The sequence below is a fragment of the Variovorax sp. 05N34 genome, from assembly GCF_056397405.1.
The window spans coordinates 331,408-355,202 of the sequence record NZ_JBFTNI010000002.1; the positions used below are offsets into that span (position 1 = coordinate 331,408).

The following is a 23,795-nucleotide window of genomic DNA, read 5'->3' on the forward strand; positions in this document are numbered from 1 at the left end:
CCTGCGTACTCATGCGTTGACGTCGACAACCGTACGGCCCTGGACTTTTCCTGCGAACAATCGCTCGACGACGGCGGGCACCTCGGCAAGGCCAACGACCTGTGTCGTTCGCGCGAGTTTTTCCAAGTCCATGTCTCGCGCCAGCCGTGACCAAGCCTCGATGCGCACGTGTTGGGGGGCGTTGACCGAATCGATGCCGGCCAGCGTCACATTGCGCAAGATGAAAGGCAGCACCGAGGCCGGAAGATCGGTGCCCTGGGCCAGGCCGCAAGCGGTGACCACGCCTCGATACTTTGTCTGTGCCAGCACGTTGGCCAGCGTGTGGCTGCCGACCGAGTCGACGGCGCCAGCCCACCTTTCGCTGGCTATCGGTGCCGCCGGCTCCGAAAGCGTTCGGCGATCGATGATGTCGGCTGCCCCCAGGTTGCGCAGATAGTCGCTTTCCTCCAGTCGCCCCGTGGAGGCAATGACCCGGTAACCGAGACCCGACAGCAAGGCGATGGCGATGGAACCGACCCCGCCATTGGCGCCCGTCACGAGAACGTCGCCATGCTGGGGCGTGAGCCCGCCGTGTTCAAGCGCAAGCACAGACAGCATCGCCGTATACCCCGCCGTTCCGATGGCCATCGCATCTCTGGTCGACAAGGCCGCTGGGAGCTTGACCAGCCACTCACCCTTCACGCGCGCCTGCTGTGCATAGCCACCGTGATGAGTTTGGCTCAAGCCCCAGCCATTGGCGACCACGCGGTCGCCGGCAGCGATGCCGGGGTAGGAAGAAGTCTTGACTGTGCCGGCGAAGTCGATGCCGGGAATCAAAGGAAACTGGCGAATGACCGGCGCGCGACCGGTAATGGCCATCGCGTCCTTGTAGTTCACGGTGGAGTAGTCGACGTCGACCACCACGTCCCCTGGCATGAGGTCCGGTTCACTCAGGGAGACCACGCTGGTGGTGATCTTGTCGCCTGTCTTGCTGGCGAGCAGTGCTTGGAAGGTCATCATCTTCTTTCAATGGAGTGTTACTTGGAGTTGCCCGCGAAGCGGCGGGCCGCCTATGCGTCGAGCCGAAGGTCTTTGCGCACCCCGGCGTCGAGCACGCTGGCGGGCGCAAACCTGCGCAGCAGGCGCAGGCGGCTGGCCACGCCGGGGGCGTAGTGGGTCTTGGGTTGCGCGGCCGTGGCTGCCTTCAACACGATGTCGGCCACCGCCTCAGGTCCGTCTGCGCCCGCGATTCCCTCCTTGAGCCGCTGCTCCATGCCTGCGCGAATTTCGCGGTACATGTCGAGCGGTTTGTCGGGCTGGATCGAATTCGCTTCGAACGGCGTGTTGATATAGGGAGGTTCCACCACTGAGACGCGAATGCCCTGCGTGCGCAGTTCATGGTCCAGCGATTCCGAATAGCCGGCGACCGCGTGTTTGGTGGCGGAGTACAGCGCCATATAAGGTGCGGGCAGGAACCCCACCACGGAGCCGATGTTGATGATGCGACCGCTCGCCTGGCGACGCATATGAGGTACGACGGACCGGATCATCCGCACCATGCCGAAAAAGTTGGTGTCGAAGATGGCTTGGGCCTGCGCAATCGAACTCTCCTCCGCGCCGCCTGGCGCGACTCCAAAGCCGGCGTTGTTGACCAGCAGATCGATGCGGGCCTCTGACCGGAGCAACTGCTGGACCACGGCATCGACCGACGTGTCCTGGGTCACATCGAGTGGCAGCATCTCGAAGGCTCGCTGGCCCGCCTGTCCACCGCGCCGGCTGGTGCCGTATACCTTGTAGCCAGCCTTTGACAGCCGATGCGCGATGGCTGCGCCGATGCCAGACGAGGCCCCAGTCACGAGGGCCACCTTGCTTTTCGTGTTCATGCTGTTTCCCTTCAGGATTTGATATTCATATGATCGCCATCATATTTTCAAGCGAGCGAAGAAGCGACGGGTTTCGGTGGCGTCAGGCGATGGGCAGGTGCTTCAAGGCAGCCTCGCGCAGGTTGTCAGATAACGCAGGCTCGTCAACGACGCGAGCCAATAGCAAAGTGCCGACCATGGTGGCGACGGTCACAAGGGCGCGTTCGTGGGCGTGGGCCTGCCCCCAATCCGGCGATTGACGGGCAACAAGGTCGACCATTTCCTTGATGTATCGAGTGGTCACGCGCCGGACTTCGGGCGCTTGGCGCGCGGTCTCCGAGCCCAACGCAGCCAGCGGGCATCCCCGCTCCACCTGCTCCAGGTTCTCTCGCGAGAGATAGGCGTGGAGCATGTAGGTCAAGGCCTGTTCCGGGGGCACGCTGGCAGCCGCCTCTGCCGCCACGACGGCCGACTCCGTACAGGCCCGCTCCGCTGCTTCCGCCAGCATGGCCTCCCGCGAGGCGAAGTGGGCATAGAAGGCGCCATGGGTCAGGCCAGCCTCTTTCATGATGTCGGCGACTCCGGTTCCGTCGTAGCCACTGCGGCGGATCGCCCGGGCGGCGGCGGACACGATCCGCTCGTGTGAGGCGTCCTTGGCGGCCGTTCTGACGGTGTGTTTGGTGCGTTTCGGATGTCGCATGACGCACATCATACGCAATTCAGGAAATCCGTGCTGGTGATGTTTTGGGCGACACCGTCCTTGCTTGCGCTCTTCTAGCGATGAAGCGTCGACACACGTTGCGGATGCCTGCGCCATTGCTGCGTCTGAATCCGCAATGGTCTTGAAGTCCGGTGCAAGCCGCCCTGTGAGCCACATCACTTCGACGTTGCGAGCACGTGCCCTGCTCCGTGTCCTGGGCGATTTTGTCGCCGACAGGACCGCGATTTTCTTCAATCAGGAGAGCTTCGAGTCTCGTTGGCCAGTGATCCTTTGGAGCATAACAATGACCCAAACGAGTATCGTAGTTTGCATTCTCCGGTTTTAAAGTTGCGGCTCCTATTTTGAAGAGGCCGAATCATGAGTGATATTCCTGCGATCAAATCTGCCAGCGGTGCCACCCCGAACGTCCGCGCACTGGTACAGGACGGGATCCCTGCGATCAATCCCGTCGTCGAAAACATTCTCAGCCGTAGCGCCGCCAAGTACTACGACCCGGACGCCACGTTGAGCGACGAACAAATCGGTGAGCTGGTGCGTATCACCACCACCGCGCCGACGTCCTTCCACTTGCAGAACTGGCGCTTCATCGCCGTGCGCACGCCCGAAGCCAAAGCTCGGTTGCGCCCGATTGCTTGGAATCAACCGCCGATCACAGACGCTGCAGTCACCTTCATCATCTGCGGTCAGTTGGCCGATGCCAGCGTGATTCCGCAGCGCCTGGCACCGTTGGTGCAGGCGGGCATCATGCCGGCGACGATGGTGCCGGAATGGGAGAGCCCCGCTCATAGCCTGTATGCCGAGGACCCGCAGCAGCAGCGAGACGAGGCGGTGCGCACTGGCGCCATCGCCGCGACGGCACTCATGTACGTGGCCCGGTCTTGGGGCCTTGGCTCGACGCCCATGATCGGCTTCGACGCCGAAGAGCTGGTCCGCGAGTTCGCGCTGGCCGAGAACGAAGTGCCGGTCATGTTGGTGACCGTCGGAGCGGAGCGCGCGGGAAATTGGCCGCAAAAGCCGCGCCGCCCGGTCGCCGACGTGCTGGATCTCGTATAGACACGCACAGACCCTTGCCCCCAATTTTCGAACCATTGAAACCCCAAGGAGCCTACGATGTCCAGAACGCTACCCACGCCCACTCCGCAACAAGTGCCGGCAGAGTCGAGGCCGACCCTCGACATGTTCACCAAGAACATCGGCTTCACCCCAAACATGATGGCGACCTTCGCGCTGAGCCCGATCGCGTTCAACTCATGGGCCACACTGCTCGGCTCGCTGAGCAAGGTGCTGGACGTGAAGACGCGCGACAGCATCGGCCTTGCGGTCTCGGAAGTGAACGGGTGCGACTACTGCCTCGCGGTTCACAGCTTTACGGCCGAGCGGATGGCTAAGATGTCCGCCGACGAAATTAAGCTCGCTCGGCTGGGGTATGCCACCGATCCGAAGCGGCACGCCGCTGTCCGATTCGCACGCAAAGTCATCGAGAACCGCGGCAAAGTCAGTGATGTCGATCTGCAAGCCGTTCACGATGCTGGCTACACGGATGCGCACGTCATCGAAATCGTCGCGCTCGTGGCCATGTATTCACTGACGAACTTCTTCAACAACGTGTTCGATCCTGAGAAGGACTTTCCCGCCGTTGCCCCGGCGGCGCGCTCTGAGCCCGTGTCGAAAGGCCTGGTCGCCTTCGCAGTCACCGCCGTCGACGCTGACCAGGCAAGTTAAAAAAGGAGAGCTCTCATGAAAGCGATTGTTGTTACGGACCAGGCTGCCGGAAAAGCCGGGATGAAGCTGGTGGAGCGCCCCGACCCAGTGCCCGCGATCAACGATGTCGTCGTTCAGATCTACGCGTCGGGATTCGTCGGCACTGAGTTAACGTGGCCTTCAACTTGGACGGATCGCGTCAGCCGCAGCCGAACACCGGCCATCCCGGGACACGAGTTCGCCGGAGTGGTCACCGCTCTCGGCTACGGCACGACGAGACTCTCGGTAGGCCAGCGGGTATTGGGCATCACCGACTGGTATCGCGACGGTACCCTGGCGGAGTATGCGGCGGTCGAGGCCCGCAATCTGGCGCCCTTTTCAGGTGACGTCGACTTTGCCGTGGGCGCCAGCCTGCCAATCTCGGGTCTCACTGCGTGGCAGGGACTGTTCGATCATGGCCGTCTTCGTGCTGGCCAAACGGTACTCGCCCACGGCGCTGCGGGCGCTGTTGGGTCAATCGTGACACAACTCGCGCGTGAGTTCGGCGCCTACGTCGTCGGTACCGGACGCGCCGCTGACCGTCAGGCTGCTCTCGATTTCGGCGCGAACGAGTTCGTCGACCTCGACAACGATGTCCTCGAAAACGTCGGCGGAGTGGATCTGGTGTTCGATCTCATTGGCGGCGAGATCGGGAAACGGTCCGCGCGCCTGGTGCGAGCAGGAGGAACGTTGGTCTCCGCGGTAGGGCCCTCAGAAGCGCGGCCCACTGACGGCCTGGCCGTCGACTTCGTTGTTGAGTCCGACTGCGCACAACTCACTGAGATCGTCCGGCGGGTGCGGGATGGACGACTGCGCACGCACATCGCCAGAGTCGTGCCTCTCGAAAATGCTGTCGCCGCCTTCAACAGCACCGAGAGGATCAATGGGAAGACGGTCATCCGGATTCGTCCGTGACAAGGCACTTTCACCTCCCGAATTCCAATGTCCCAAGTCGACTGGTTGAGCCAGCTCCTGCAAATGATCACCGTCACAGGCCGGCTGGAGGTCCGCTGCGCTTACGGCGCCCCTTGGCGCGTCTCCTGGCCGCAGGCCGCGGCAGACGAGATTCCCTACCACGTCGTGCTGAAGGGCCGGGCCATTCTCAAAGATTCGAAGATGGAGACGTTCACGGAACTGGTGGGCGGAGACGTTGTGCTGCTGCCTCACGGCTCGGAGCACGTGCTGGACGATGGCAGTGGAGCAGCTCCGGCGCCCACACAAAATCGCCGAGATTCGGGAGGTTGGATGCTCAGCGAGAACGATGGCGCGGGCGAGCGTCTGGATCTGTTGTGCGGGAGGTTCTTCATCGGGCAACCGCATGATCGCTTGATTCGCAATTACCTGCCCACGAATGTCGTCATACGGGCGTCGGACAGCAATACCGACGAAGGCTTCACCTCCGCCTCACAGCACCTGACCGGTCTGATGGGCCTGATGCGGCTGGAGACCACCAGCAGCAAACTGGGCGCGAATGCAGTGCTGAACGCGCTCTCCTCGGCGCTGTTCACACTTGTGCTGCGCGCAGCGAGCGAATCCGAGCATGCCCCGGCGGGCTTATTGGCATTGGCCGGTCACCCACGCCTGGCGCCGGCCATTTCAGCCCTATTTGCTGATCCAGCACGCCCCTGGAAGCTGCCTGAGTTGGCTGACTTGTGCAGCATGTCTCGCGCCACCTTTATGCGGCACTTTCAGGACAAGCTAGGGCGCTCGGCCATCGAACTGCTGACCGATATCCGCATGAGTCTGGCCGCCAACGCGTTGACAAAGCCGGGGATCGCAACCGCGGCAGTCGGCGAGTCCGTAGGGTATCAATCCGAGGCAGCATTCCGGCGTGCGTTTGCCGAATGGATGGGAATGACGCCCGGGCAATGGCGCCGTTCGGCGCGTGTGGGGCAATAGTGGCGCTCACTTCTCAGTCAATCAGGTGCGCGAAGGTTTCGCCGGCATCCGCCCGTCGATGTCGGTGAATCCATACTCGAGGGAGGCGACGCCGAAAGGCTTCAGGTCGTGCGCCATGTCCTTGGCCATCTTGTCGACGCCCGCTTTCTGCACGCCGAAGGGCACGTTGAACGTGTATCTCACGGCGCCCCCTGATGAAGTGTTGACGATGAGTCCCTGCCGGCGCGCCACCATCTTAGGCGCGGCGCAGCGGCTTGCGATGTAGTGCGAGCGCAGGCCCACACCATGGCAGGCATGCTGCGGGGCCATCAATGACGCGCCGACCGGCGCGCGCAATGCTTTATCGTTTCAAACACGTTGGATGGCCTTTCCGCTCAGCAGGCCCTGCGGACGCACGACGAGGATCGCGAACATGACGGCAAGCGCGATCGTCAGCTTGAGTTCGTTGCCGGTCACGTAGGCGCCGAGCAAGTTCTCTCCGATTCCCAGCAGCAGTCCGCCGAGGATGGCCCCTGGAGGACTGTCCACACCGCCCACGACGGCCGCGGCAAAGCCGTAGATCATGATCCCGCTCATCATGTTGGGGCTGAGGAAGACGACAGGCGCCGCCAATAGGCCCGCGACGGCGCCGATCGCGCCAGCGACGCCCCAGCCGATCATCAGGACGCGATTCACATCGACGCCGGAAAGCGAGCTTGACAGAGGGTTGAGAGCCGCGCGGACCAGTACGGCGTGAACCTGCAGGTGCTTGGCGCTCCGACCCGCAGCGATGCCGTGCTCGCGACCCTGCCGGGCGCAAACGATCGGCTCTTTGTCCACCTGCGCAGCGATGTGGTCGTGGGCGCGGTCGGCATCAACCGGCCTCGGGAGATCCGTCGACTGCGCAAGCTGCTGGCCGAGCGAGTCTCGCTGCACAGAGCCGAGCTCGCCGCGGAAGGTTTTCATTTCTGAAGTCGCGAATCAGGGAGCGAGGGCTGATTGCAGCCGCTTCGCGATGCGGCGTGCCTGCGCTTGCGAGGCGACGTTCGTGAAGCCCAGGAGCAGCCCCTGGTCGCGCAATGCCGCGCTGCCCCGCTCGGAGAGCGCCTGCGCGTAGAGCCCCGCCGCTTGTGCACGTCGGGCGAGTTCGACATCGCCCGGACTTGCATCGGCGAAACGCGCAATGAGATGCATGCCGCCCCCCTGCAACGCCACGTCGACTTCCTCGCCGAAGATCTGCTGCAACGCGACCGCGAGCAGCTCGCGGCGGCGTGCATAGAGCAGCCGCATCTTCTTGAGGTGCCGCGCGAAGTGACCTTCGCGCATGAAGTCCGCGGCGATCGCTTGCATCAGCTGAGGACACCCGTTCGAAGTGGCCCGCGCCGCCGCCGCAAAGGCCTCGCATTGGCGCTCCGGCACCACGAGGTAGCCCAATGCCAAGCCCGGATACAGAACTTTGGAGAAGCTTCCGGCATAGACAACGCGGTCATTGCCATCGAGGCTCTTCAGCGCGGGCAGCGGCGGGCCCGCGTAGCGGTACTCACCGTCATAGTCATCCTCCACGATCCAGCCGTGCGCCTGCGAGGCCCAATCGAGCAGTTCCAGTCGGCGCGGCAGCGACATCGAGACGCCCAGCGGCGCCTGATGCGACGGCGTGATGACTGCCATGCGCGCATCAGGAGCCTTGCGACGGCCCAGGTCCACCCGAAGCCCTTCAACATCGACCGCCACCCACGCGGGGCGCATTCCCGCTTCGCGCAACACCTGGATCGTCGGGAGGTAGCCCGGGTCTTCGACCCACACCCGGGCGCCGCGCTTCAGGAGAACCCGTGCGGCAATCGCAAGGGAACTGCGGTAGCCCGGCGTCACGAACACTTGCTCAGCGCTGCAGGAGACGCCCCGAGAGACGCCCACATAGGCTGCGATCGCTTCGCGCAGAGGCAGGTGTCCCGCGGGATCTCCATAGTTCATTTCTGCCACGCTGGTGGCCCGGATACGCCTTGCGGCCAGCCTGGCCCAGAGCTTGCGCGGGAACACGTCGAAGGCCGGCACCCCCATCTGGAGCGGAAGCGGCTCCGTCGCCCCGGTGATGCTCGCCAAAGGCGACGCCGAGACTCTTGCAGTGCCGGACGCGGACGTCGGGCGCGGCGAGCGGCGCAGCGGCAATGCGGGCGAGACCACGGTTCCCGCGGGTCCGCGGGCGGTGAAGTAGCCCTCGCCCGAGAGCTGGCTGTAGGCCATCTCGACCGTGCCACGCGCAACATCCAGCTCGCTCGCCAGGGCCCGGGCGGACGCGACGCGGTCTCCAGGCTTCAGTACACCCTCGTCGATCGCAGTGCGAAATCGGCGATAAATCTGCCGATGCAATGGCATCGAGGTATCGCGGTCGAGTGCGGGCAGTGCGGGCATGGCCCAGTCATTTTCTCCTTTCTTGGCCCAATGACATGAGGCATTTCGGACCTAGTCTCGGAGCTCTCGGGCGCTGTATTCCGCAGCCGTCGGCGAAAAGGAGATCAACGTGATGGACGTCAGCATATTCGTGCCGGGTGGTGCAATGAAGGGACTGCGCGGAGACGCAACCATGAACGCAATTCGAGGCATGCTGCCTGCCAGCCGCCAGAAAATCGTCTCCGCGATGGCCGGCACGCTGGTGCTTGCCACTGTTTGGGCACTGCTGCCGCACGGTGGCAAGAAGGAAGCAGCGGATTGGTTTGCCGACCTGTGCAGCACCGTGAGCCGGCCGATGTTCGCCTCGGCCCCCGCCCCTGCAGGCTCCGCCGCCGCAGCCCGCCCTGCGACCTCGCCCAAGGTGCTCTCATGCGAGCCGCTGCCGAATGTGCCCGGGAAGTCCATCACCACGCTGCTCGTCGACTTTCCGCCGCTGGCCTACTCGCCGGCGCACCGTCATCCCGGGTCGGTGACTGCGGTCATTCTCGAAGGAACGATCCGCTCGCAATTGGCCGGCACGCCAGCGGGCGACTATCGATTTGGCGAGACGTTCTTCGAGCCGCCTGGTGCGCTGCATCTGTTCGCCGAGAACCCCGATCCGGTGCACCCGGCGAAGCTTCTCGCGACCTTCGTCACTGACGAAAACTGCGGCCCGCTGGTTCTGCCGCCCTGATCAGACCGGCTTGATCAGACCGGCCTGCGCATGCCCAGGATCGGCACACGCACTGATCCCTGGGGGTTTTGGGGCCCGCTGGGCGAAGAGATTTGCAGTTGGGCGACGAGTTGCAACTGACATCGGTTCAGCGTCAATTGGATCGCGCTGGCCAGACGTACCGCTTTCCTTCTTTTCGTACAAATGCGCGCACCGCCGTCCGATGGTCTTCGCTTGTCAAAGCGACTGCTTGCGCGGCTGCTTCCATCGCCAGCATTGTTGGCAAGTCACTTTGGAGCGACGCGTCCAGTGCCTGCTTTGTGAGCGAAAGTGCGGTCGGAGAGCCCTTGGCGAGCGCGGTGGCGAGCTGGTTCGCTCGCGCAAGAAGGTCCTGCCAAGGCAACACTTCCAGTGCCAGACCCATGGCTTGCGCTTCGATCGCGCCGATTTCACGTGCTGAGAGCGCAAGGGCCTTGGCTTGCTGCAGGCCCACCAGACGAGGCAAGGTATACAGAGCGGCGCAGTCGGGGATCAGGCCCACCCGCTGGAAAACCAGGCAGAGCCTGGCGCGATCACTCAACAGAACCAGATCGGCCAGCAAGGCGAGGCTCATCCCGGCGCCAAAGGCCACACCGTCCACGGCGGCGATAACTGGCTGTTGAAAGCCATGCAACGCGAGCGTCATTCGGCGGTACCGCGACATGTCGTCCAGTGCTTCAGTCGAACTGCGGGTGCCCTGGCTCGCCATGTCGCGGACGTCACCGCCCGCGCAGAAGGCGTCGCCTGCGCCGCGAAGGATCAGCACGCGCAAGCTCGCCTCGGCCGCAAGGCGCGCCAATGCATCTGTCATTTCGTCGGCCATCAGCCGACTGATGGCGTTCAATGACGCGGGGCGGTTCAGCGTGAGCGTCGCGACGCCGTCGTCAGTCGCGTCGCAAAGAATGGTCTCGTAGTCGTCCATCATCGGGCTTTCCTCAGACGATGCGCCGCTCATGCAGCGATGCGATCGCGACGGGTTCCAGCCCCAGCACGTCGCGCAGGATGCCGTCGGTGTGCTCGCCGATAGTGGGCGGCGCCTTGGATGGTGGCGGTTGCATTCCGGTGAAGCGGATCGGGTTGACACACAGCGTCACTTCTCCCGCGGTTGGATGCGGTACGCGCTGGGTCACGCCGCGATGCACGACCTGCGGGTCGGCGAACACTTCCGGGTAGCGATTGATCGGGCCGCTGGGGATGCCCGCGGCCTCCAGCGCCATCAACAGCTCGCGCGCCGGCCATTGCCGGGTGAGCGCATTGAACACTTCGGCCAGTTCGCGGCGGTGCCCCAGCCGCTGCGAGTTGGTGACGAAGCGAGCGTCGTCGGCCAATTGCGGCTGGCGCAGCACGTCGCAGAACGCCTTGTACTGCGCCTCGCTGCCGCAGATGACGATGATGCCGCCATCGGCGCATTCGAACGCTTGCGAAGGCAGGCCGCCATTGCCTTCGGTGCCGCGGCGCGGCGGCACCACGCCGGCCGCAAGATAGGTCATGACCGAATGCGTCTGAGCGGCGATGGTGCAGTCCAGAAGTGCGATGTCGATGTGCCGGCCCATGCCCGTGCCATTGGGGCCGTCACGCTCGTACAACGCCGCCAGCACGCCCGAGGCAGCGTACTGCCCGGCGATGAAGTCGGCCAGGCTGGGGCCGGTCTTCATGGGACCGCCTCCGGGAACGCCGTCAGGCAGGCCAGTCACGCTCATCATGCCGCTCATCGCCTGGAACACGGTGTCGTAGCCCGGGAGGTGACTCTTGGGGCCAGTCTGGCCGAAGCCGGTGACCGAGCAGTAAATGAGCCGCGGGTTCAGTGCGCGCAGTGACGCGTGGTCCAGCTTGTACCGGGCCAGATCACCGACTTTGAAGTTCTCGAGCAACACATCGGATCGCGCTGCCAGACGGCGCACCAGGTCCTGCCCTTCTGCGCATGCGATGTCGATCGTGATCGACTGCTTGTTGCGGTTGGCCGACAGGTACATGGGCGACTCGCGCGTGTCGTTGCCGTCTTGGTCCTTCAAGAACGGAGGCCCCCATCGGCGTGCCTCGTCCCCGTTCCCAGGCCGCTCGACCTTGATGACTTCGGCCCCGAGGTCCGCCAGGGTCTGCGCGGCCAACGGTGCAGCCAGGATGCGGCTCAAATCGAGGACCTTGACGCCTGCGAGCGGCAGCCTGGTGTTGGTGTCGTTCATGCTGTTGCCTCCAGGTCCCAGACAGCGGCCGCCAGCGCAAGCTGCTGCGCCTGTGCGCCGCCCATGTCAGCCCGCAGCATCTTCGCCCGCGTGGTCCATCTGTGCAGCCGATGCTCGAGCGTCAGGCCCATGGCCCCCATGAACTGGTGCAGGTCGTAGGTGATGGCAGGCGTGCAATCCTGTGCGTGCGCCAGCGCGCAGGCGGCGTCGGCGTCGCACCCGCTGTGTGCCGCCTGCAGCGCAAGCCACCGACCAGCCTCCACCTGCACCGCCGCAGCGGCCAGCCGGTGCTGGACAGCCTGGAACGCACCCAGCGGGCGTCCGAACTGGCGACGGTCGCGCACATGAGTTACCACCGCGTTCAGGGCAGCCTCGAGGCAGCCGGTCAGTTCGATCGCTACGCCCAATCGCCACAGCCGTCGCAGTTCGGCCGCATCCAGGTCGAGCTGGCGCCACGTGAGCGCGTTTGGTTCGATCACGCGTCCAACGGGATAGCCAAAAGGGCTGTCCAAATTCGCAACGTCGGCATCCGTCAGCATTGCGGTTTCGACGATGTCGCCGCGCACGCACAGCACCGTGCGTGCGCCAGGCAGCCAGCGCACGGGTCCGTCACGGCGGCCCCAGAACACGGCGCAAGGGCGGGGCAGCTCCGGGGCGAGCAGCGGCAACACCAGCGCCGCCGCAACAAGCTCCACGCACTGAGGCAGCTTTGCCAAGCGGTGGATCATGGCCACGGCAGCGACAGCGCCGAGCTCCTCAACGGCTGCGGCCTCGAAGATGCCAGCGGCGTCCAGGTCGTCCTGCAGCGATGTGGAGTACTCGAAGTGCTTGGCACCAAGCACCGAACGTGCCTCGTAGGCCGTCGCGATACGCTCGACGGCATCGAGCAGCGCGAGTTGGTCGGGGTTGAATTCCAGGTTCATGTGCGTTCCAGAAGGGGTTCGCGCGGCAACTGCAGCCACGCCTGCGCGACGAGGTTGAGCTGGATTTCCGCGGCGCCTGAGGCGATGCCAGCGGCAATAGCGCGTTCATGGTGGGCCAGCACGAGCGGCCAGCTGTCGCCGCACAGCGCGTCGCCGAAATATGCGAGCGCGAAGTCCGACACCGCATGGTCGGCCTTCACCACAGCCACGCGGGCCAGATTGGATACGGCGCTGGGCGGCAGTCCGCGGGCGCGCTCGTCCACCACCCGGTAAACGAGAAGGCGCGCCGCCTCACATGCGGCGAGCGCCTGCGCCGCCTGCGCACGTACGCTGGTGTCGGCGAACTGGCCTCGCGCCTGGAGATCGCAGACTATGCGGTCCAGTACGCGGCGGGAGAACGCATAGCGCGCCAGTCCCACACGCTCGAGAGACAGTGCATAGCCGATGATGGCCCAGGCTTGGCCTTCCTCGCCGAGGCGCGCCGTGGCAGGCACCACCACGTCGTCGAAGAAGACTTCGTGGATGTCGCCGTGACCGATCAGCGACGGGATCGCGCGCACAGTGATGCCAGGCGTGTCCATCGGCACGAGGAAGATCGCGATGCCACCCTTGCCCGCCCCGGTTCGCGCCAGCAGGAAGCACGTCTGCGCCATGCCGGCATAGGACGTCCACACCTTGCTGCCATTGATCAGGTACTCGTCTCCGCGCTGAACGGCGCGCGTGGCGAGCGAGGCCAGATCGGATCCCGCCGAGGGTTCTGAAAATCCCTGGCACCACACCGCGCGACCCGCAGCCATGTCCGGCAGGTATCGGGCCTGCTGCTGCGGCGTTCCGTACTTCATCAGCGTGGCGCCGATGAAGTTGACGTTCATGTATTGCGGTCCCCGCGGCTCTCCCGCGGCGAACAGTTCCTCGCCGAGGATGAAGTGCTCCCAGGCCGGCGCACCGCGCCCGCCATGCTCCACCGGCCAGTGCGGCACCAGCAGTCCCTCGGCTGCAAGTTTCGGGCAAAAGTCCAGCGAGAAAGCCGTTTGCGCCGGGGACCCGGGGCCATCGCGGCTGATGTGTTCCCAGTCGGGCGGCAGTTCGCGCGCCAGCAGCGTGCGCACACGATCGCGCAGGGCCCGCTGTTCAGTGGTCCATTCGAAATTCATGCGTTGTTTACCTTGTGCAGGTAGCTCAGATAGCCCATGGGGACGGGACTGCCGCCATTGACCGCGATCAAGGCACCGGTCGTCCATGACGCCTCGTCCGACAGCAGGTAGGCACAGAGCGGGCCGATGTCATCGGGCGTTCCCAAGCGCTGCAACGGCACCGTTTCCACCTGGCGGCGGATGCGAGCTTCGGTGTTGAACACTTTCGCCAGTTCTTCGGTCATCACGACCCCCGGCGCCACGGCATTGACGCGGATGCCCAAGTGGCCCCACTCGGCGGCCATGGTGAGCGTGAGGTTTTCGACGGCAGCTTTGGCCGCTCCGTAGTGACCGGTGTTGGGATTGGGATGTGATGCGCTGCGGGATGTGATGTTCACGATGGAGCCGCCGTGCTGCATGGCACGAGCGGCGGCCTGCGCCGCGAAGAAAGTCCACTTCAGGTTCAAGTCGACGACGCGGTCCCATTGGTCTTCGCGCACGTCCAGCAGCGGGCCGATGTCGTCCGGGGCTGCGCTCCCGGCATTGTTGACCCAGCCGTCGATGGCACCGAACCGGTGCTGCGCTTCGGCGACGATGCGCGCAATGTCTTCGGCTCGCGTGACGTCGGCTGCCACGGCGTGCGCCTGCACGCCCAGGTTCTGCAACTCGGCTTGCGTGGCAGCCAACGCTTTCTTTGACCGGCCGCTCACCACGACGTTGGCGCCGCAGCGCGCCACTGCGAGTGAGATGCCTCGACCAATGCCGCGCCCGCCCCCTGTGACAACGACCGTCTTGCCTGACAAGGAAAACATGCGTTATTCCGGCTTGTAGCCGATCGCGGAAGCCGCTTGCGCCCACATCTGCTGCTCGGCTGCCACTTGGGCGGAATGGGCCTCCGGCGCGCCGCCGACGGGTATCACGCCGGCTTGCGCGAGGCGGGCGCGAATGTCTGGATCCTTCAGCACTTCGTTGAACGCGGCATTGAGCCGCTTGACGATGAGCTCGGGCGTGGTGGCCGGCGCCCAGAATCCAAACGAGAAAGCGAAGGTGAGGTCGGGCACTCCGACTTCTGCCAATGTAGGAACGTCCGGCAGAGAGGGAGAGCGTTCGGAAGCTCCGTGCGCCAGTGCCTTGATGCGACCTTCTTTGATCATGCCCACGTAGAACAGCGGCACGTCGATACCCATCTGTATTTCACCGGAAATCAGCGCGGTAGCAACCTGCGTGGACCCCTTGTACGGGATCGGCGTAGCTTGAAAGCCCGCGCGCGACTTCAGCATCTCGCCTGCCAACAGGATGCTGCCCGCGGTGTAGCTGAAGTTGGTCTTGTCAGGGTTCTTCTTGGCGTAGTCGACGAACTCTCGGAAGTTGTTCACCGGCAGCGTGCCCGGAACCATCAGCGTCATGCCGCCGCGCGCTACGCAAACGATGGGCCGCATGGATCGCAGCAGGTTGAACTTCAAGTCCTTGACCAATACTGGCGTCAGGCTGCCGCCACCGAGGAACAGGATCGTGTAGCCGTCGGCGGGCTGTGCGGCCGCGTACTCAGTGCCGACGAGCGCCGCCGCGCCTGGCTTGTTCTCGACGATCACGGCCTGCTTGAGTTGGACGCCGAGCCTTTCGCCGAGCGCGCGGGCAAGCGAGTCGGAGCCGCCGGCACCGAACGGCACGACGATGCGCACGGGCTTGTCCGGATAGGTCCCCTGCGCTGCGGCTGGCCACGAAGTGATGCCGGTCAGTGCGGCGCCCGTGGCGCCCAGCACAAGACTGCGTCGGCGACGGGAAGGCGAACTGGAAAAAGATCGGCCCATGATCGTGCTCCTTTTGCTGATTGGGGAAGGTGATTTATCCACATCGTGGGATACTCAAGCATCGAATTTGGCTCATGTCGGGGAGTACATCCAGCACATTTATCCGTTGCCAAGGGAAATCACGGCATCACACGTTCCATATGATGGACACCTCCTCCGAATCAGCCGCGACCAGCGGGACTCAAGCCATACGCCGGGCCGCGGCAGTGCTGCGCGCGCTTGGCAAAGCCGGCGCAGAGGGAGCCACGCTGACGGAGGTGGCGCGTGACTGCACGCTGGCCCGCTCCACCGCGCACCGCATCCTGCGCTGCCTCATCGAGGAACGGCTGGCCTGCGCGCCGGAGCAGGACAAGCGCTATCGGTTGGGCGAGCTGGTCTATGAGCTGAGCCTGGCACCAACGGCCAGCGTGCTCGAGGTGGCGCACTGGCGACCCGTGCTAGGTGCGATTTCGCGCCGAACGGGCGCCACGGCCTACCTGATGCGTCGTAGCGGTGTTGAAGCAGTGTGTCTCGCCAAGGCGGACAGTCAGGCACTGATGCGCTTCGTGCCAGTGGAAGTGGGCCAGCGCCGCCTGCTCGGCGTGGGCGCTGGCGCCACCGCGTTGCTGGCGGCTCTGGACAAGGAGCACTGCGAGCAGATCATCGAACTCATCGCACCCGGCCTGAGGCCCTACCCGCGCTTGAACCCCAACAGCGTGCGCAGTGCAGTGCGCATGGCGCGCCAGACGGGCTTCGCTTTGAGCCAGGGAACGGTGGTGACCGACGGCTTCGGCATGGGCACCGCCGTGCCCAGCGCAAGCGCTGCGCCGCACTTGGCGCTGAGCATTGCTGCCCACGCATCCGTTGTCACCGAATCGATCATCGAGGAGTGGAAGCGCGTGTTGGCCCAAGAGATGAGCAACGGGCTCAAATCGAGCGGCACGGGTAAGGAGACGCGCTAAATCGCGTCGATGCCATGCCAGCGTTGAGGTCGGCGTGGCGGAGCGACAATGCACCCACACACAAGGACCCAATGGCAACAACTCACCCGGTCACGCTCGAGGAATTGAGCGAATGGATCACCGACAAGGCTCGCAGGACCTCCGGCTGCACGGGCCTCAAGGTGAGCGTTCAGTACAAACTGGCCAAGGCCGATCACGCTGGAAAGAACTGGTCCGATTCCCTCGTCATTCACACGGGCGACTGCGGCATCGACGATGCGTTTGCTGCGATCTCGAATGCGCAGCGCGACGCCATCGGCCGCTTCCACATCTCGTAGCAAAGCCTTCGGCCAAGATGGGACCGAACGCGGAGCGCGCAGGCGTTCAGTCTCAAGCTCTGGCCCGTTCCAGCGCCAACGAATTCTGTGAATTCTCAGATTCGGTCGCGATGGCCTGTATGACTTTCAGGGTGTCGGCGTCGATGCGCAGTTGCCCTTGCCATAGCGCGGACTTGACCATGCTGATGTCGCCAGGTCGACCCTTGTGGTTGAGGGCGCACAGTTCGAAGGCCTCGAGTCGGCCGCGAATGTCGAGATCGTTAGGAATCTCCTTGAGACGCTCGATCGCCTGCAAAATGGTCATGGACATGAAGTGCCTTTCAGGCGATGAGGAAGCGTGGAGTGTGCAGCATTCGCAAGAGGGCGTTGTTTTGAATGCCCTTACTCCCATCGGCGGACCACGCCAGACCGGCATCTACGCGCGCCGCGCGGATGGATCGTCGGCAGGCGGTACCTCGCGCCGAGATGAGGCCCGGTAGTTGCGCAACCCCGCCAGGTCCATCACCGTGAGTCCGCCCTTTTCGATCCGGATCAGCCCCAGCGCCTGGAGCCGCTGCAACGCCACGTTCACTCGCTGCCGTGAAACGTTGGCGAGCAGGCCGACTTCGATCTGCCCGACCTGCAAGACGCGCGGCGCGTCGGGGTAAAGGTCGGCATTGAAGAGGCTGGCCAGGCAGTTGGCCACCCGCGCATCGGTGTCGAGCAGCCGCTCGTGCGCCAGCGCACCGACGAATAGGCTCAGGCGCGCATTGAGCAGGTCCTGCAGGTAGTGATTGAAAGGCACGCTCGTCTCACGCAGCCAGTCGAAGGTGCGCCGCGGCATCAGCGCGACGCGCGTGGGCCGCAGCGCGAACACATCGTAGCGGCGCGCCTCGTGCTTGAAGAGCGACCCTTCGCCGAACCACACGCCGGACCCTACGCCGGTAAGCGTCGACACGCGCCCATCCTCGGATGCCACCGACATTTTCGCGAAGCCGTCGATCAGCGCCATCCAGTGCTCGACCAGCTGACCTGCGCCGGCGATGCAGGCGCCGCGCGGGTGCTGACGCTCCTGCATGCTGCCCAGCACGTGCTCGAGGTCGTCAAGAGAAAGTGATGATGCCCAGCGAGAGCGCCTCACCATGCCTTCAAGGCTTGGCAGTGCCTGTTGGGCGTTAGGGATTACCCGTGGCAATTCGTGTCTCATCTGTCGTCGCAAAGACCCAACGGCTGCTCACCCGAACCTAGGCTCTCGGGACATCTACAACCACGCAGGAGACACCTATGTTCACAACCCGAAACGGCCCGCGCAAGCGGGTTTCTCCGCTTCCCTTGTCGCGCGCCGCCGCCTCTGCAGCGTCCCTCGCCCTGGCGAGCGCATTCCTGCTCGCCGGCTGCGGAGGTAGCTCCGACAGCCCGGCGATGCCGCCCGCCTCCCCCGGCGTCGGCAGCAACGGCGGCACCCCGCCGTCCACCACGCCGGCGGCCTTCGAGATCAAGACACTCTCCTCGTATCCCGACATGGTCAGCGGCGGCGACACGCTGCTGCAGGTGCGCGCGCCGGAGGGCATGGCGCTCGACAAGGTGCGGGTGAGCCTGAACGGCAAGAACGTGACGTCGCAGCTTCGCACGCGCGACGAGGGCGCACGCACGCTGCGCGGGCTGGTCACGGGCCTCACGGAAGACGCAGGCTCCGCCACCGGCAGCAGCAACCTCGTGGTGGCGGTCAACGTCGACGACGCCACGCAGCGCACCGAGCTCAAGCTGGTCAACTTTCCGATCGCCGGGCCGATCCTCTCGGGGCCGCATATCTCGCCCTACGAATGCCGTACGGTGCAGAACGGCCTGGGCGCGGCACTGGACGACAACTGCTCGGCAACGACGCAGGTGGTCTGGTATTACCGCACCACGGGCGGTGCCTTCTCGCCGCTGACCGATCCGACCGGACCGCGCCCCGCGGATCTGGCGAGCACAACCACCAACGACGGCCATACCGTGCCGTACATCGTGCGCGTGGAGTCCGGCACCATCAACCGGGGCGTCTACCGGCTCGCGGTGCTAGACAACCCCGACAAGGACGCCCCGTCCACTTGGAAGCCCGGAGCGGGCTGGAACAAGAAGCTCGTCGCCTACTTCGATTGCTGCGGCTCGGCCCAGTACAACCAGGGCGTGCATGCGATCGGAACGATCCTCGGCGACCTAGGCCATGTGTTCCTCTCGCGCGGCTTTGCCTTCGTGAACTCGACCGAGATGTGGAACAACCAGCACGCCAACCCGCACCTGCAGGGCGAGACGCTCATGATGATCAAGGAGCACGTGATCGAGGAGTTCGGCGAAGTGCCGAAGTGGACCGCCGGTTCCGGTGGTTCCGGCGGCGCCATCCAGCAGTACCTGGTCGCGCAGCTCTACCCGGGCCTGCTTGACGGCATCCAGCCGATCGTCTCCTTCCCCGAGACGCTCATGCCAGAGGTGATGGAGTGCCGCTTGCTCAACAACGTCTACAAGTCGGATCAGTCAACCTGGACGACCGAGAAGCAAAACGCGGTAAACGGATTCAACACCAACACCTGCACTGCGTGGGATCTCTCCTTCGCCAGCATCATCAAATCGGACAACGCGGCAGGCTGCGGCTTCCTCGAGCCGGCCAACCAGGCCAACGTGTTCAACCGCACCACCAACCCCAGCGGGATTCGCTGTGATTTATTCCAGACCAACGTCAACCTGCTGGGCACGCGCCCAGGAACACAAGAGGCGCGCCGCCCCATCGACAACGTCGGCGTGCAATACGGTCTGGCCGCGCTCAACAGGAACGCGATCACGGTGCACGAGTTCCTGGACCTCAATGAGCATGTGGGCGGCTACGACCGCGACGGCAACACGCAGGCAGCGCGAACGCAGGCCGAAGCGGGTGCACTCGAAGCAACCTATTCCGGAGGCTTCAAGAACAGCTTCAGTGGTCCCGGCCTGGCGAACATTCCGATCATTACGCAGCGAAACAACGCCGACTCGGTGGGCGACATCCACGACACGATGCAAGACCTCATCATCCGTGCCCGCCTGCAGCGCGCGAACGGCCGCAGCGACAACCAGATCATCTGGACGCTGGGATCGACCTCGAACCTGTACACCATGATGGGTAACTCGATCGACCTGCTCAATGCTTGGCTAGACAGCGTCGCCGCAGACTCAGCGCCCGCTTCCATCGACAAGGTAGTGCGCAACAAACCCGTCGGCGCAAAGGATGCTTGCTGGGACAAGGGCAACACGCGCATCGACGAGGTGGCCTCCCAGGACCCGGCCGCGCAGTGCAACGCGATCTACCCGCGCTTCAGCACGCCGCGCATCGTGGCAGGCTCGCCGCTGACGAACGACGTGCTCAAGTGCCAGCTCAAGCCGGTGAACATGGCTGACTATATGGTGACGTTCAGCGATGCCGACAAGGCGCGGCTGAACGGCATCTTCCCGGACGGAGTGTGTGACTGGAGCAAGCCGAGCGCAGGACAGCTCCCTCTGAAGGGGACCTATCTGCGGTTGCCCATGCACTGAGCGGGTATAGGCGAGAACGCACTTCGATGGCTCGGAGGAAGCGCGTGACACCTTTCGTGCGATTGGAGCAGCTGGAGGAGCTTGTGAGACGTCGCTCGTGCCGGACAAATCTGCCCCGCACTCGCGGACTTCTTCGAGCCCGAGCGCCACCGCATTCGGGGTGCCATCGATGGAAGCCTCCGCCATCTTCACATTCTGGTCGCGGATCGCGACGCATCGGCTTGGCCGAAAGCCCCGGTAACCCCAAGCAACCACTCGTGGATGTGCTCATGTGTGGGCTCAAGGCCGCCTGCGACGCTCGCTAGGCGCGTAGTTTCGATCTTGCACAAGGCACTGCCGCCTGTTTAGCCGCCTGCCCCCGGGGCGACCGCTGCAAGACACTACCTGCCTGGCGTGGTTGATCGCGCTCAATTCAGCGGCCAGCGTTCGGGCACGGAGCCCAATGAAGCGCGCGACATGAGCCATTCGATCGCTGCCCTATTGAACGCCGCTGCGTTCTCGATATTGCTCAGGTGCCCGGCGTCCAGCAGGACGCTGACCGGCGCGCCACCCATCTTGGCTGCCATCTCGTGATGCATGGCCGGTGGCGTCAGGCGGTCGTCCGCACCGACCACGAAGTGGGCCGGCGCCGCGACCCGCGAAATATCACCGAGCACCACTTGGTCGACGGTGGCCTGCAGCGACTTGATGTACGACGCCTTGTGCAGCGTGGCGATGCTGTCCACCAATTGCTGCAGTTGCGCGGGCGTCGCCTTCGGCCCGACCAGCGATCGCGCCACCTCATCGGCGATGTCGGCCGGCTCCTTGCCGGCAAGGAGCGGCGCACGCCGGCTGTCGACGAAAGCTTGGCGCTGCGCCGGCGTGAAGGCTTCGAAGCCCTCGTGCGTGTCGAGCAGCGTGAGCGTCGCGATGCGCTCCGGATGCAGCAGCGCGGTGCGCATCGCGATGCGCCCGCCCATGGACAGGCCGACGAGGTGCGCCCGCTCGACGCCGAAGTGATCGAGCACGCGCAGCACATCGCCGACGAAATCGTCGAAGTCCAGCGCCCCCTCGTAGTCCTCGCTGCCGCCATAGCCGCGCGCATCCCAGGCGGCGCAGGCGAAGTGCGGCGCAAAGGCCGGCAGCTGCGCACGCCAGTTGCTTCGATTGCCGCCTATGCCGTGCATGAACAGAGCGAACGGGCCTTGGCCCGCGAGGTCGACGGCCAGCGACGGTGCGCCGGGAATGCGGTGGGTCACGGGCATGTCAAAGTCCCAGGTAGGCTTGGCGGATGCGGGGGTCGCCGGCAATCTCGGCGGCCGGCCCTTCAGCGGCCACCCGTCCGTTCTCGACGACGTAGGCATAGGTGGCGACTTCCAGCGTGCGGTGTACGTCCTGCTCGGCCAGCAGCAGCGTGAGTCCTTCCGAAGTCAGTCGCCGCACCAGCGCGAAGATCTCGAGCGCCATCACCGGCGCGAGGCCCAGCGTCGGCTCGTCCAGCAGCATCAGCCGCGGCTCGGCCATGAGGCCGCGCCCGATCGCGAGCATCTGCTGCTCGCCGCCCGACAGCGTCATGGCCTGCTGCGAACTGCGCTCGCGCAGGCGCGGGAAGATGTCGAACACGCGCTCGACGTTGTGCTTCCAGCGCGGCCGCGCGCGCACGTTGACGCCGCCCAGGCGCAGGTTCTCGTGCACGGTCAGGGAGGGGAAAACCATGCGACCCTCGGGCACCAGGACCAGGCCCGCGAGGACCCGGCGGTCCGCGGCAGCTTGGCCGATGTCTTCACCGAGAAACCGGAGCACTCCGCCCTGTACCGGCAGCAGCCCGCACAGGGTCTTCATCAGCGTCGTCTTGCCGGCGCCGTTCGCACCGAGCAGCGCGGTCACGCCCCCTTCGCGGACCTGCAGCGACAGGCCGTGGACCACGCGCGTCGACCCGTAGCCGGTGACCAGGCCGTCGACCTCCAGCATTGCCGTGTTGCTCATGCATGCGCTCCGAAGTACACCGACAGCACTTTCTCGTTGTCGCCGATCTGCGCCGGAGTTCCCTCGGCGATCAGTTCGCCATGGTGCAGCACGACGATGCGGCCGCACAGTTCCATCAGCGCGCGCATGACGTGTTCGATGACCAGCAGCGTCAATCCCCGCGACGCCTGCAGATGGCGCAGGGTCCCCAGCATCTGCCCGACTTCCGTCGGCGTCAGGCCGGCCATGACCTCGTCCAGTAGCAGGAGCCGGGCGCCGGTGGCGACGCAGCGCGCGATTTCGAGGCGCTTCTGCCCCGACAGCGTCAACGACGACGCGGGGCGCCCGGCGAAGCTCGCGAGGCCCACTTCTTCGAGCACCTGCAGCGACGCGGCATCGGCGTCGGCCCGGCGCCGGAGTTGCGCATGTCCGAACATAGCGCCGGTGCGCAGGTTCTCCAGCACGGTGAGCGAGGGGAAGGGCTTGACGATCTGGAACGTACGCGCGACGCCGCGCCGGCAGATCTGGTCGGGCCGAAGCCCGACGACGGGCGTGCCGCCGAACTCGATGGTCCCCGCGGAGGGCCGGGAATTGCCGGCGATCAGGCTGAACAGCGTGGTCTTGCCCGCGCCATTGGCGCCCATCACTCCGACGATCTCGCCAGCAACTACGTCGAAGGACACGTCATGGAGTGCCGTCAGGCCGCCGAAGCGCTTGCCCAGACCACGCACGGAAAGCAGCGCGCTCATGGCCTGGCTCCTGCTGCCCGTGCCTCGCGCGCCTCGCGCCGCCGGGCGCGTGCGCCGGCGAGGCCGACCAGCCCGTTCGGCAGCAAAAGCACGAAGGTGATGAGGATCGCACCGAGGATGATCATGTAGAGCAGCGGCGCGTTGGCCCACAGCAGCTCCTGGATCAGGAACAGAAACACCACGCCCAGCACCGGTCCCTTGGCGTTGTCCCCGCCGCCCAGGATCGCCATCGCGATCACGGTGATCGAGATCATCGGATCGAAAACCCCGCCGACCACGAAGTAGGTCGAGCGCAAAGCCATGACCGCGCCGACCATGCCCGGAATCGCCGCCGACAGGACGAACGCGATCAGCTTGAAGCGCACCACCGGCACCCCCAAGGTCTCGGCCGCCTCCTCGTTCTCGCGCAGCGAGCGAAGCCCGTGCCCGAAGCGCGAGCGGCTGACCCAGGTGAGCAAGCCGGTGGCGAGCAGCGCCAGCGCGAACATCGAGAAATAGACGACCACCAGGTCCGGCGTGCCGAACAGGATCCGGCTCGCGGTGCCGCTGGCCGACTCGGCCGCCATGATGCTGAACTTCACGAGCTCCGCAAGGCCGAAGGTCAGGATCACGAAATAGGGTCCGCGCACGCGCAGCACAGGCAGCCCGACCAGCGCCGCGAAGATCGCCGCCAGAGCCCCGGCCGCGAGAATCACGAGCACAAACGGCAGCTGCTGCCACGTCACCACCATCAAGTAGGCACCGAGGCCATAGAAGACCACGTGGCCCAGCGACACGTAGCCCGTCATCTTCGACAGCACGCACCAGCTCTGCGTGAGGGCGAGCCACATCAGCAAGGTGAGCCCGGTGCCCACGAGGTAGTCGTTCGCCACGAACGGTAGCGCCGACATCGCCATTACTCCGATCGTCACAGCGGCCAGCCAGGCCCGATCGCCCCAGAGATTGTTCAT

At 65.0% G+C, this 23,795-nt stretch carries 25 protein-coding genes and 2 pseudogenes; 9 read left to right on the forward strand and 18 right to left on the reverse strand.

The features are described 5' to 3' along the window. Positions 1-9: 9 nt before the first annotated feature. The 3 genes from acuI to AC1DMA_RS05980 form a co-directional block, all read right to left on the reverse strand. Entirely contained in the window at positions 10-996 is a 987-nt protein-coding gene (gene acuI / locus AC1DMA_RS05970; protein WP_478124694.1) for an acrylyl-CoA reductase (NADPH), read from the reverse strand. Positions 997-1,049: 53 nt separating this feature from the next. Further along, positions 1,050-1,862, reverse strand: coding sequence for an oxidoreductase (locus tag AC1DMA_RS05975; protein ID WP_478143579.1), 813 nt, complete (start codon positions 1,860-1,862; stop codon positions 1,050-1,052). Positions 1,863-1,944: 82 nt separating this feature from the next. After that, complete coding sequence (locus AC1DMA_RS05980; protein ID WP_478143969.1) at positions 1,945-2,553, reverse strand: TetR/AcrR family transcriptional regulator; 609 nt, start codon at positions 2,551-2,553, stop codon at positions 1,945-1,947. A gap of 366 nt (positions 2,554-2,919) precedes the next feature. Here AC1DMA_RS05980 and AC1DMA_RS05985 point away from each other — a divergent pair, with 366 nt between their 5' ends. The 4 genes and pseudogenes from AC1DMA_RS05985 (at position 2,920) to AC1DMA_RS06000 (ending at position 6,201) form a co-directional block, all read left to right on the forward strand. Beyond that, the gene (locus tag AC1DMA_RS05985; RefSeq protein WP_478124205.1) at positions 2,920-3,615 is read left to right on the forward strand and encodes a nitroreductase family protein; all 696 of its coding nucleotides are present in this window, start codon (positions 2,920-2,922) and stop codon (positions 3,613-3,615) included. Positions 3,616-3,672: 57 nt separating this feature from the next. Beyond that, positions 3,673-4,209: pseudogene (locus tag AC1DMA_RS05990) on the forward strand (carboxymuconolactone decarboxylase family protein); the annotation flags it as partial. Between the two features lie 90 nt (positions 4,210-4,299). Next, positions 4,300-5,217 carry an NADP-dependent oxidoreductase gene (locus AC1DMA_RS05995; RefSeq protein ID WP_478143580.1) on the forward strand — a complete coding sequence of 306 codons (918 nt, stop codon included), beginning with the start codon at positions 4,300-4,302 and terminating at the stop codon, positions 5,215-5,217. A gap of 27 nt (positions 5,218-5,244) precedes the next feature. Beyond that, positions 5,245-6,201: an AraC family transcriptional regulator gene (locus tag AC1DMA_RS06000; RefSeq protein ID WP_478143581.1), complete on the forward strand. Its 957-nt coding sequence runs from the start codon at positions 5,245-5,247 to the stop codon at positions 6,199-6,201. Positions 6,202-6,222: 21 nt separating this feature from the next. Here AC1DMA_RS06000 and AC1DMA_RS06005 read toward each other — a convergent pair. Both AC1DMA_RS06005 and AC1DMA_RS06010 read right to left on the reverse strand, forming a co-directional pair. Continuing rightward, positions 6,223-6,483 (reverse strand): annotated as a pseudogene (locus tag AC1DMA_RS06005) (SDR family NAD(P)-dependent oxidoreductase); the annotation flags it as partial. 66 nt (positions 6,484-6,549) lie between these two features. Next, positions 6,550-7,020 carry an ABC transporter permease subunit gene (locus tag AC1DMA_RS06010; protein WP_478143582.1) on the reverse strand — a complete coding sequence of 157 codons (471 nt, stop codon included), beginning with the start codon at positions 7,018-7,020 and terminating at the stop codon, positions 6,550-6,552. On the opposite strand from AC1DMA_RS06010, the gene AC1DMA_RS06015 reads away from it, so the two are divergent. Beyond that, positions 6,976-7,152, forward strand: coding sequence for an oxidoreductase C-terminal domain-containing protein (locus tag AC1DMA_RS06015; protein WP_478143583.1), 177 nt, complete (start codon positions 6,976-6,978; stop codon positions 7,150-7,152). The genes AC1DMA_RS06010 and AC1DMA_RS06015 overlap by 45 nt on opposite strands. 9 nt (positions 7,153-7,161) lie before the next feature. Here the strand turns inward: AC1DMA_RS06015 and pdxR are convergent, their stop codons facing one another. Then, entirely contained in the window at positions 7,162-8,589 is a 1,428-nt protein-coding gene (gene pdxR, locus AC1DMA_RS06020) for a MocR-like pyridoxine biosynthesis transcription factor PdxR (protein ID WP_478124210.1), read from the reverse strand. Positions 8,590-8,761: 172 nt separating this feature from the next. Here pdxR and AC1DMA_RS06025 point away from each other — a divergent pair, with 172 nt between their 5' ends. Next, on the forward strand, positions 8,762-9,301 hold the full coding sequence (locus AC1DMA_RS06025) for a cupin domain-containing protein (protein WP_478124696.1): 540 nt from the start codon (positions 8,762-8,764) through the stop codon (positions 9,299-9,301). Positions 9,302-9,434: 133 nt separating this feature from the next. Here AC1DMA_RS06025 and AC1DMA_RS06030 read toward each other — a convergent pair whose 3' ends face one another. The 6 genes from AC1DMA_RS06030 to AC1DMA_RS06055 are packed head-to-tail and all read right to left on the reverse strand — an operon-like array spanning position 9,435 to position 15,369. Further along, complete coding sequence (locus AC1DMA_RS06030) at positions 9,435-10,274, reverse strand: enoyl-CoA hydratase/isomerase family protein (protein WP_478143584.1); 840 nt, start codon at positions 10,272-10,274, stop codon at positions 9,435-9,437. Then, a complete protein-coding gene (locus AC1DMA_RS06035) occupies positions 10,255-11,502 on the reverse strand; it encodes a CaiB/BaiF CoA transferase family protein (RefSeq protein WP_478143585.1) in 1,248 nt (415 codons plus the stop codon). The genes AC1DMA_RS06030 and AC1DMA_RS06035 overlap by 20 nt, the downstream gene beginning before the upstream one ends. Then, the gene (locus AC1DMA_RS06040; protein WP_478143586.1) at positions 11,499-12,425 is read right to left on the reverse strand and encodes an acyl-CoA dehydrogenase family protein; all 927 of its coding nucleotides are present in this window, start codon (positions 12,423-12,425) and stop codon (positions 11,499-11,501) included. The genes AC1DMA_RS06035 and AC1DMA_RS06040 overlap by 4 nt, the downstream gene beginning before the upstream one ends. After that, entirely contained in the window at positions 12,422-13,579 is a 1,158-nt protein-coding gene (locus tag AC1DMA_RS06045; protein WP_478143587.1) for an acyl-CoA dehydrogenase family protein, read from the reverse strand. Before AC1DMA_RS06045 ends, AC1DMA_RS06040 begins: the two co-directional genes overlap by 4 nt. Beyond that, positions 13,576-14,370: an SDR family NAD(P)-dependent oxidoreductase gene (locus AC1DMA_RS06050; protein ID WP_478143588.1), complete on the reverse strand. Its 795-nt coding sequence runs from the start codon at positions 14,368-14,370 to the stop codon at positions 13,576-13,578. Before AC1DMA_RS06050 ends, AC1DMA_RS06045 begins: the two co-directional genes overlap by 4 nt. A gap of 3 nt (positions 14,371-14,373) precedes the next feature. Then, a complete protein-coding gene (locus tag AC1DMA_RS06055; RefSeq protein WP_478143589.1) occupies positions 14,374-15,369 on the reverse strand; it encodes a Bug family tripartite tricarboxylate transporter substrate binding protein in 996 nt (331 codons plus the stop codon). 143 nt (positions 15,370-15,512) lie between these two features. Here AC1DMA_RS06055 and AC1DMA_RS06060 point away from each other — a divergent pair, with 143 nt between their 5' ends. Together AC1DMA_RS06060 and AC1DMA_RS06065 are read left to right on the forward strand one after the other, a co-directional pair. Next, on the forward strand, positions 15,513-16,310 hold the full coding sequence (locus tag AC1DMA_RS06060; RefSeq protein ID WP_478143590.1) for an IclR family transcriptional regulator: 798 nt from the start codon (positions 15,513-15,515) through the stop codon (positions 16,308-16,310). Between the two features lie 71 nt (positions 16,311-16,381). Next, positions 16,382-16,627, forward strand: a complete 246-nt coding sequence (locus AC1DMA_RS06065; protein ID WP_478124219.1) for a hypothetical protein — start codon at positions 16,382-16,384, stop codon at positions 16,625-16,627. Positions 16,628-16,679: 52 nt separating this feature from the next. Here the strand turns inward: AC1DMA_RS06065 and AC1DMA_RS06070 are convergent, their stop codons facing one another. Together AC1DMA_RS06070 and AC1DMA_RS06075 are read right to left on the reverse strand one after the other, a co-directional pair. After that, the gene (locus AC1DMA_RS06070; RefSeq protein WP_478124220.1) at positions 16,680-16,931 is read right to left on the reverse strand and encodes a hypothetical protein; all 252 of its coding nucleotides are present in this window, start codon (positions 16,929-16,931) and stop codon (positions 16,680-16,682) included. Positions 16,932-17,042: 111 nt separating this feature from the next. Further along, entirely contained in the window at positions 17,043-17,750 is a 708-nt protein-coding gene (locus AC1DMA_RS06075; RefSeq protein ID WP_478124221.1) for a Crp/Fnr family transcriptional regulator, read from the reverse strand. Positions 17,751-17,890: 140 nt separating this feature from the next. Between AC1DMA_RS06075 and AC1DMA_RS06080 the strand changes: the two genes are divergently transcribed. Beyond that, the gene (locus AC1DMA_RS06080; protein WP_478143591.1) at positions 17,891-20,152 is read left to right on the forward strand and encodes a DUF6351 family protein; all 2,262 of its coding nucleotides are present in this window, start codon (positions 17,891-17,893) and stop codon (positions 20,150-20,152) included. A gap of 407 nt (positions 20,153-20,559) precedes the next feature. On the opposite strand, the gene AC1DMA_RS06085 is transcribed toward AC1DMA_RS06080, so the two are convergent. The 4 genes from AC1DMA_RS06085 to AC1DMA_RS06100 are packed head-to-tail and all read right to left on the reverse strand — an operon-like array spanning position 20,560 to position 23,795. Beyond that, positions 20,560-21,396, reverse strand: a complete 837-nt coding sequence (locus tag AC1DMA_RS06085; protein WP_478124223.1) for an alpha/beta fold hydrolase — start codon at positions 21,394-21,396, stop codon at positions 20,560-20,562. Between the two features lies 1 nt (position 21,397). Then, positions 21,398-22,117 (reverse strand): ABC transporter ATP-binding protein, encoded by a 720-nt coding sequence (locus AC1DMA_RS06090; protein ID WP_478124224.1) that lies wholly within the window; start codon positions 22,115-22,117, stop codon positions 21,398-21,400. After that, the gene (locus tag AC1DMA_RS06095; protein WP_478124225.1) at positions 22,114-22,845 is read right to left on the reverse strand and encodes an ABC transporter ATP-binding protein; all 732 of its coding nucleotides are present in this window, start codon (positions 22,843-22,845) and stop codon (positions 22,114-22,116) included. Before AC1DMA_RS06095 ends, AC1DMA_RS06090 begins: the two co-directional genes overlap by 4 nt. After that, positions 22,842-23,795 (reverse strand): branched-chain amino acid ABC transporter permease, encoded by a 954-nt coding sequence (locus tag AC1DMA_RS06100; RefSeq protein ID WP_478143592.1) that lies wholly within the window; start codon positions 23,793-23,795, stop codon positions 22,842-22,844. Before AC1DMA_RS06100 ends, AC1DMA_RS06095 begins: the two co-directional genes overlap by 4 nt.

Excerpts from the sequence above, each read along its gene's own strand:
- acuI (WP_478124694.1), bottom strand. The coding sequence starts at position 996 with ATGACCTTCCAAGCACTGCTCGCCAGCAAGACAGGCGACAAGATCACC.
- AC1DMA_RS05975 (WP_478143579.1), bottom strand. The coding sequence starts at position 1,862 with ATGAACACGAAAAGCAAGGTGGCCCTCGTGACTGGGGCCTCGTCTGGC.
- AC1DMA_RS05980 (WP_478143969.1), bottom strand. The coding sequence starts at position 2,553 with ATGATGTGCGTCATGCGACATCCGAAACGCACCAAACACACCGTCAGA.
- AC1DMA_RS05985 (WP_478124205.1), top strand. The coding sequence starts at position 2,920 with ATGAGTGATATTCCTGCGATCAAATCTGCCAGCGGTGCCACCCCGAAC.
- AC1DMA_RS05995 (WP_478143580.1), top strand. The coding sequence starts at position 4,300 with ATGAAAGCGATTGTTGTTACGGACCAGGCTGCCGGAAAAGCCGGGATG.
- AC1DMA_RS06000 (WP_478143581.1), top strand. The coding sequence starts at position 5,245 with ATGTCCCAAGTCGACTGGTTGAGCCAGCTCCTGCAAATGATCACCGTC.
- pdxR (WP_478124210.1), bottom strand. The coding sequence starts at position 8,589 with ATGCCCGCACTGCCCGCACTCGACCGCGATACCTCGATGCCATTGCAT.
- AC1DMA_RS06025 (WP_478124696.1), top strand. The coding sequence starts at position 8,762 with ATGAACGCAATTCGAGGCATGCTGCCTGCCAGCCGCCAGAAAATCGTC.
- AC1DMA_RS06030 (WP_478143584.1), bottom strand. The coding sequence starts at position 10,274 with ATGAGCGGCGCATCGTCTGAGGAAAGCCCGATGATGGACGACTACGAG.
- AC1DMA_RS06035 (WP_478143585.1), bottom strand. The coding sequence starts at position 11,502 with ATGAACGACACCAACACCAGGCTGCCGCTCGCAGGCGTCAAGGTCCTC.
- AC1DMA_RS06040 (WP_478143586.1), bottom strand. The coding sequence starts at position 12,425 with ATGAACCTGGAATTCAACCCCGACCAACTCGCGCTGCTCGATGCCGTC.
- AC1DMA_RS06045 (WP_478143587.1), bottom strand. The coding sequence starts at position 13,579 with ATGAATTTCGAATGGACCACTGAACAGCGGGCCCTGCGCGATCGTGTG.
- AC1DMA_RS06050 (WP_478143588.1), bottom strand. The coding sequence starts at position 14,370 with ATGTTTTCCTTGTCAGGCAAGACGGTCGTTGTCACAGGGGGCGGGCGC.
- AC1DMA_RS06055 (WP_478143589.1), bottom strand. The coding sequence starts at position 15,369 with ATGGGCCGATCTTTTTCCAGTTCGCCTTCCCGTCGCCGACGCAGTCTT.
- AC1DMA_RS06060 (WP_478143590.1), top strand. The coding sequence starts at position 15,513 with ATGGACACCTCCTCCGAATCAGCCGCGACCAGCGGGACTCAAGCCATA.
- AC1DMA_RS06065 (WP_478124219.1), top strand. The coding sequence starts at position 16,382 with ATGGCAACAACTCACCCGGTCACGCTCGAGGAATTGAGCGAATGGATC.
- AC1DMA_RS06070 (WP_478124220.1), bottom strand. The coding sequence starts at position 16,931 with ATGACCATTTTGCAGGCGATCGAGCGTCTCAAGGAGATTCCTAACGAT.
- AC1DMA_RS06075 (WP_478124221.1), bottom strand. The coding sequence starts at position 17,750 with ATGGTGAGGCGCTCTCGCTGGGCATCATCACTTTCTCTTGACGACCTC.
- AC1DMA_RS06080 (WP_478143591.1), top strand. The coding sequence starts at position 17,891 with ATGTTCACAACCCGAAACGGCCCGCGCAAGCGGGTTTCTCCGCTTCCC.
- AC1DMA_RS06085 (WP_478124223.1), bottom strand. The coding sequence starts at position 21,396 with ATGCCCGTGACCCACCGCATTCCCGGCGCACCGTCGCTGGCCGTCGAC.
- AC1DMA_RS06090 (WP_478124224.1), bottom strand. The coding sequence starts at position 22,117 with ATGAGCAACACGGCAATGCTGGAGGTCGACGGCCTGGTCACCGGCTAC.
- AC1DMA_RS06095 (WP_478124225.1), bottom strand. The coding sequence starts at position 22,845 with ATGAGCGCGCTGCTTTCCGTGCGTGGTCTGGGCAAGCGCTTCGGCGGC.
- AC1DMA_RS06100 (WP_478143592.1), bottom strand. The coding sequence starts at position 23,795 with ATGAACAATCTCTGGGGCGATCGGGCCTGGCTGGCCGCTGTGACGATC.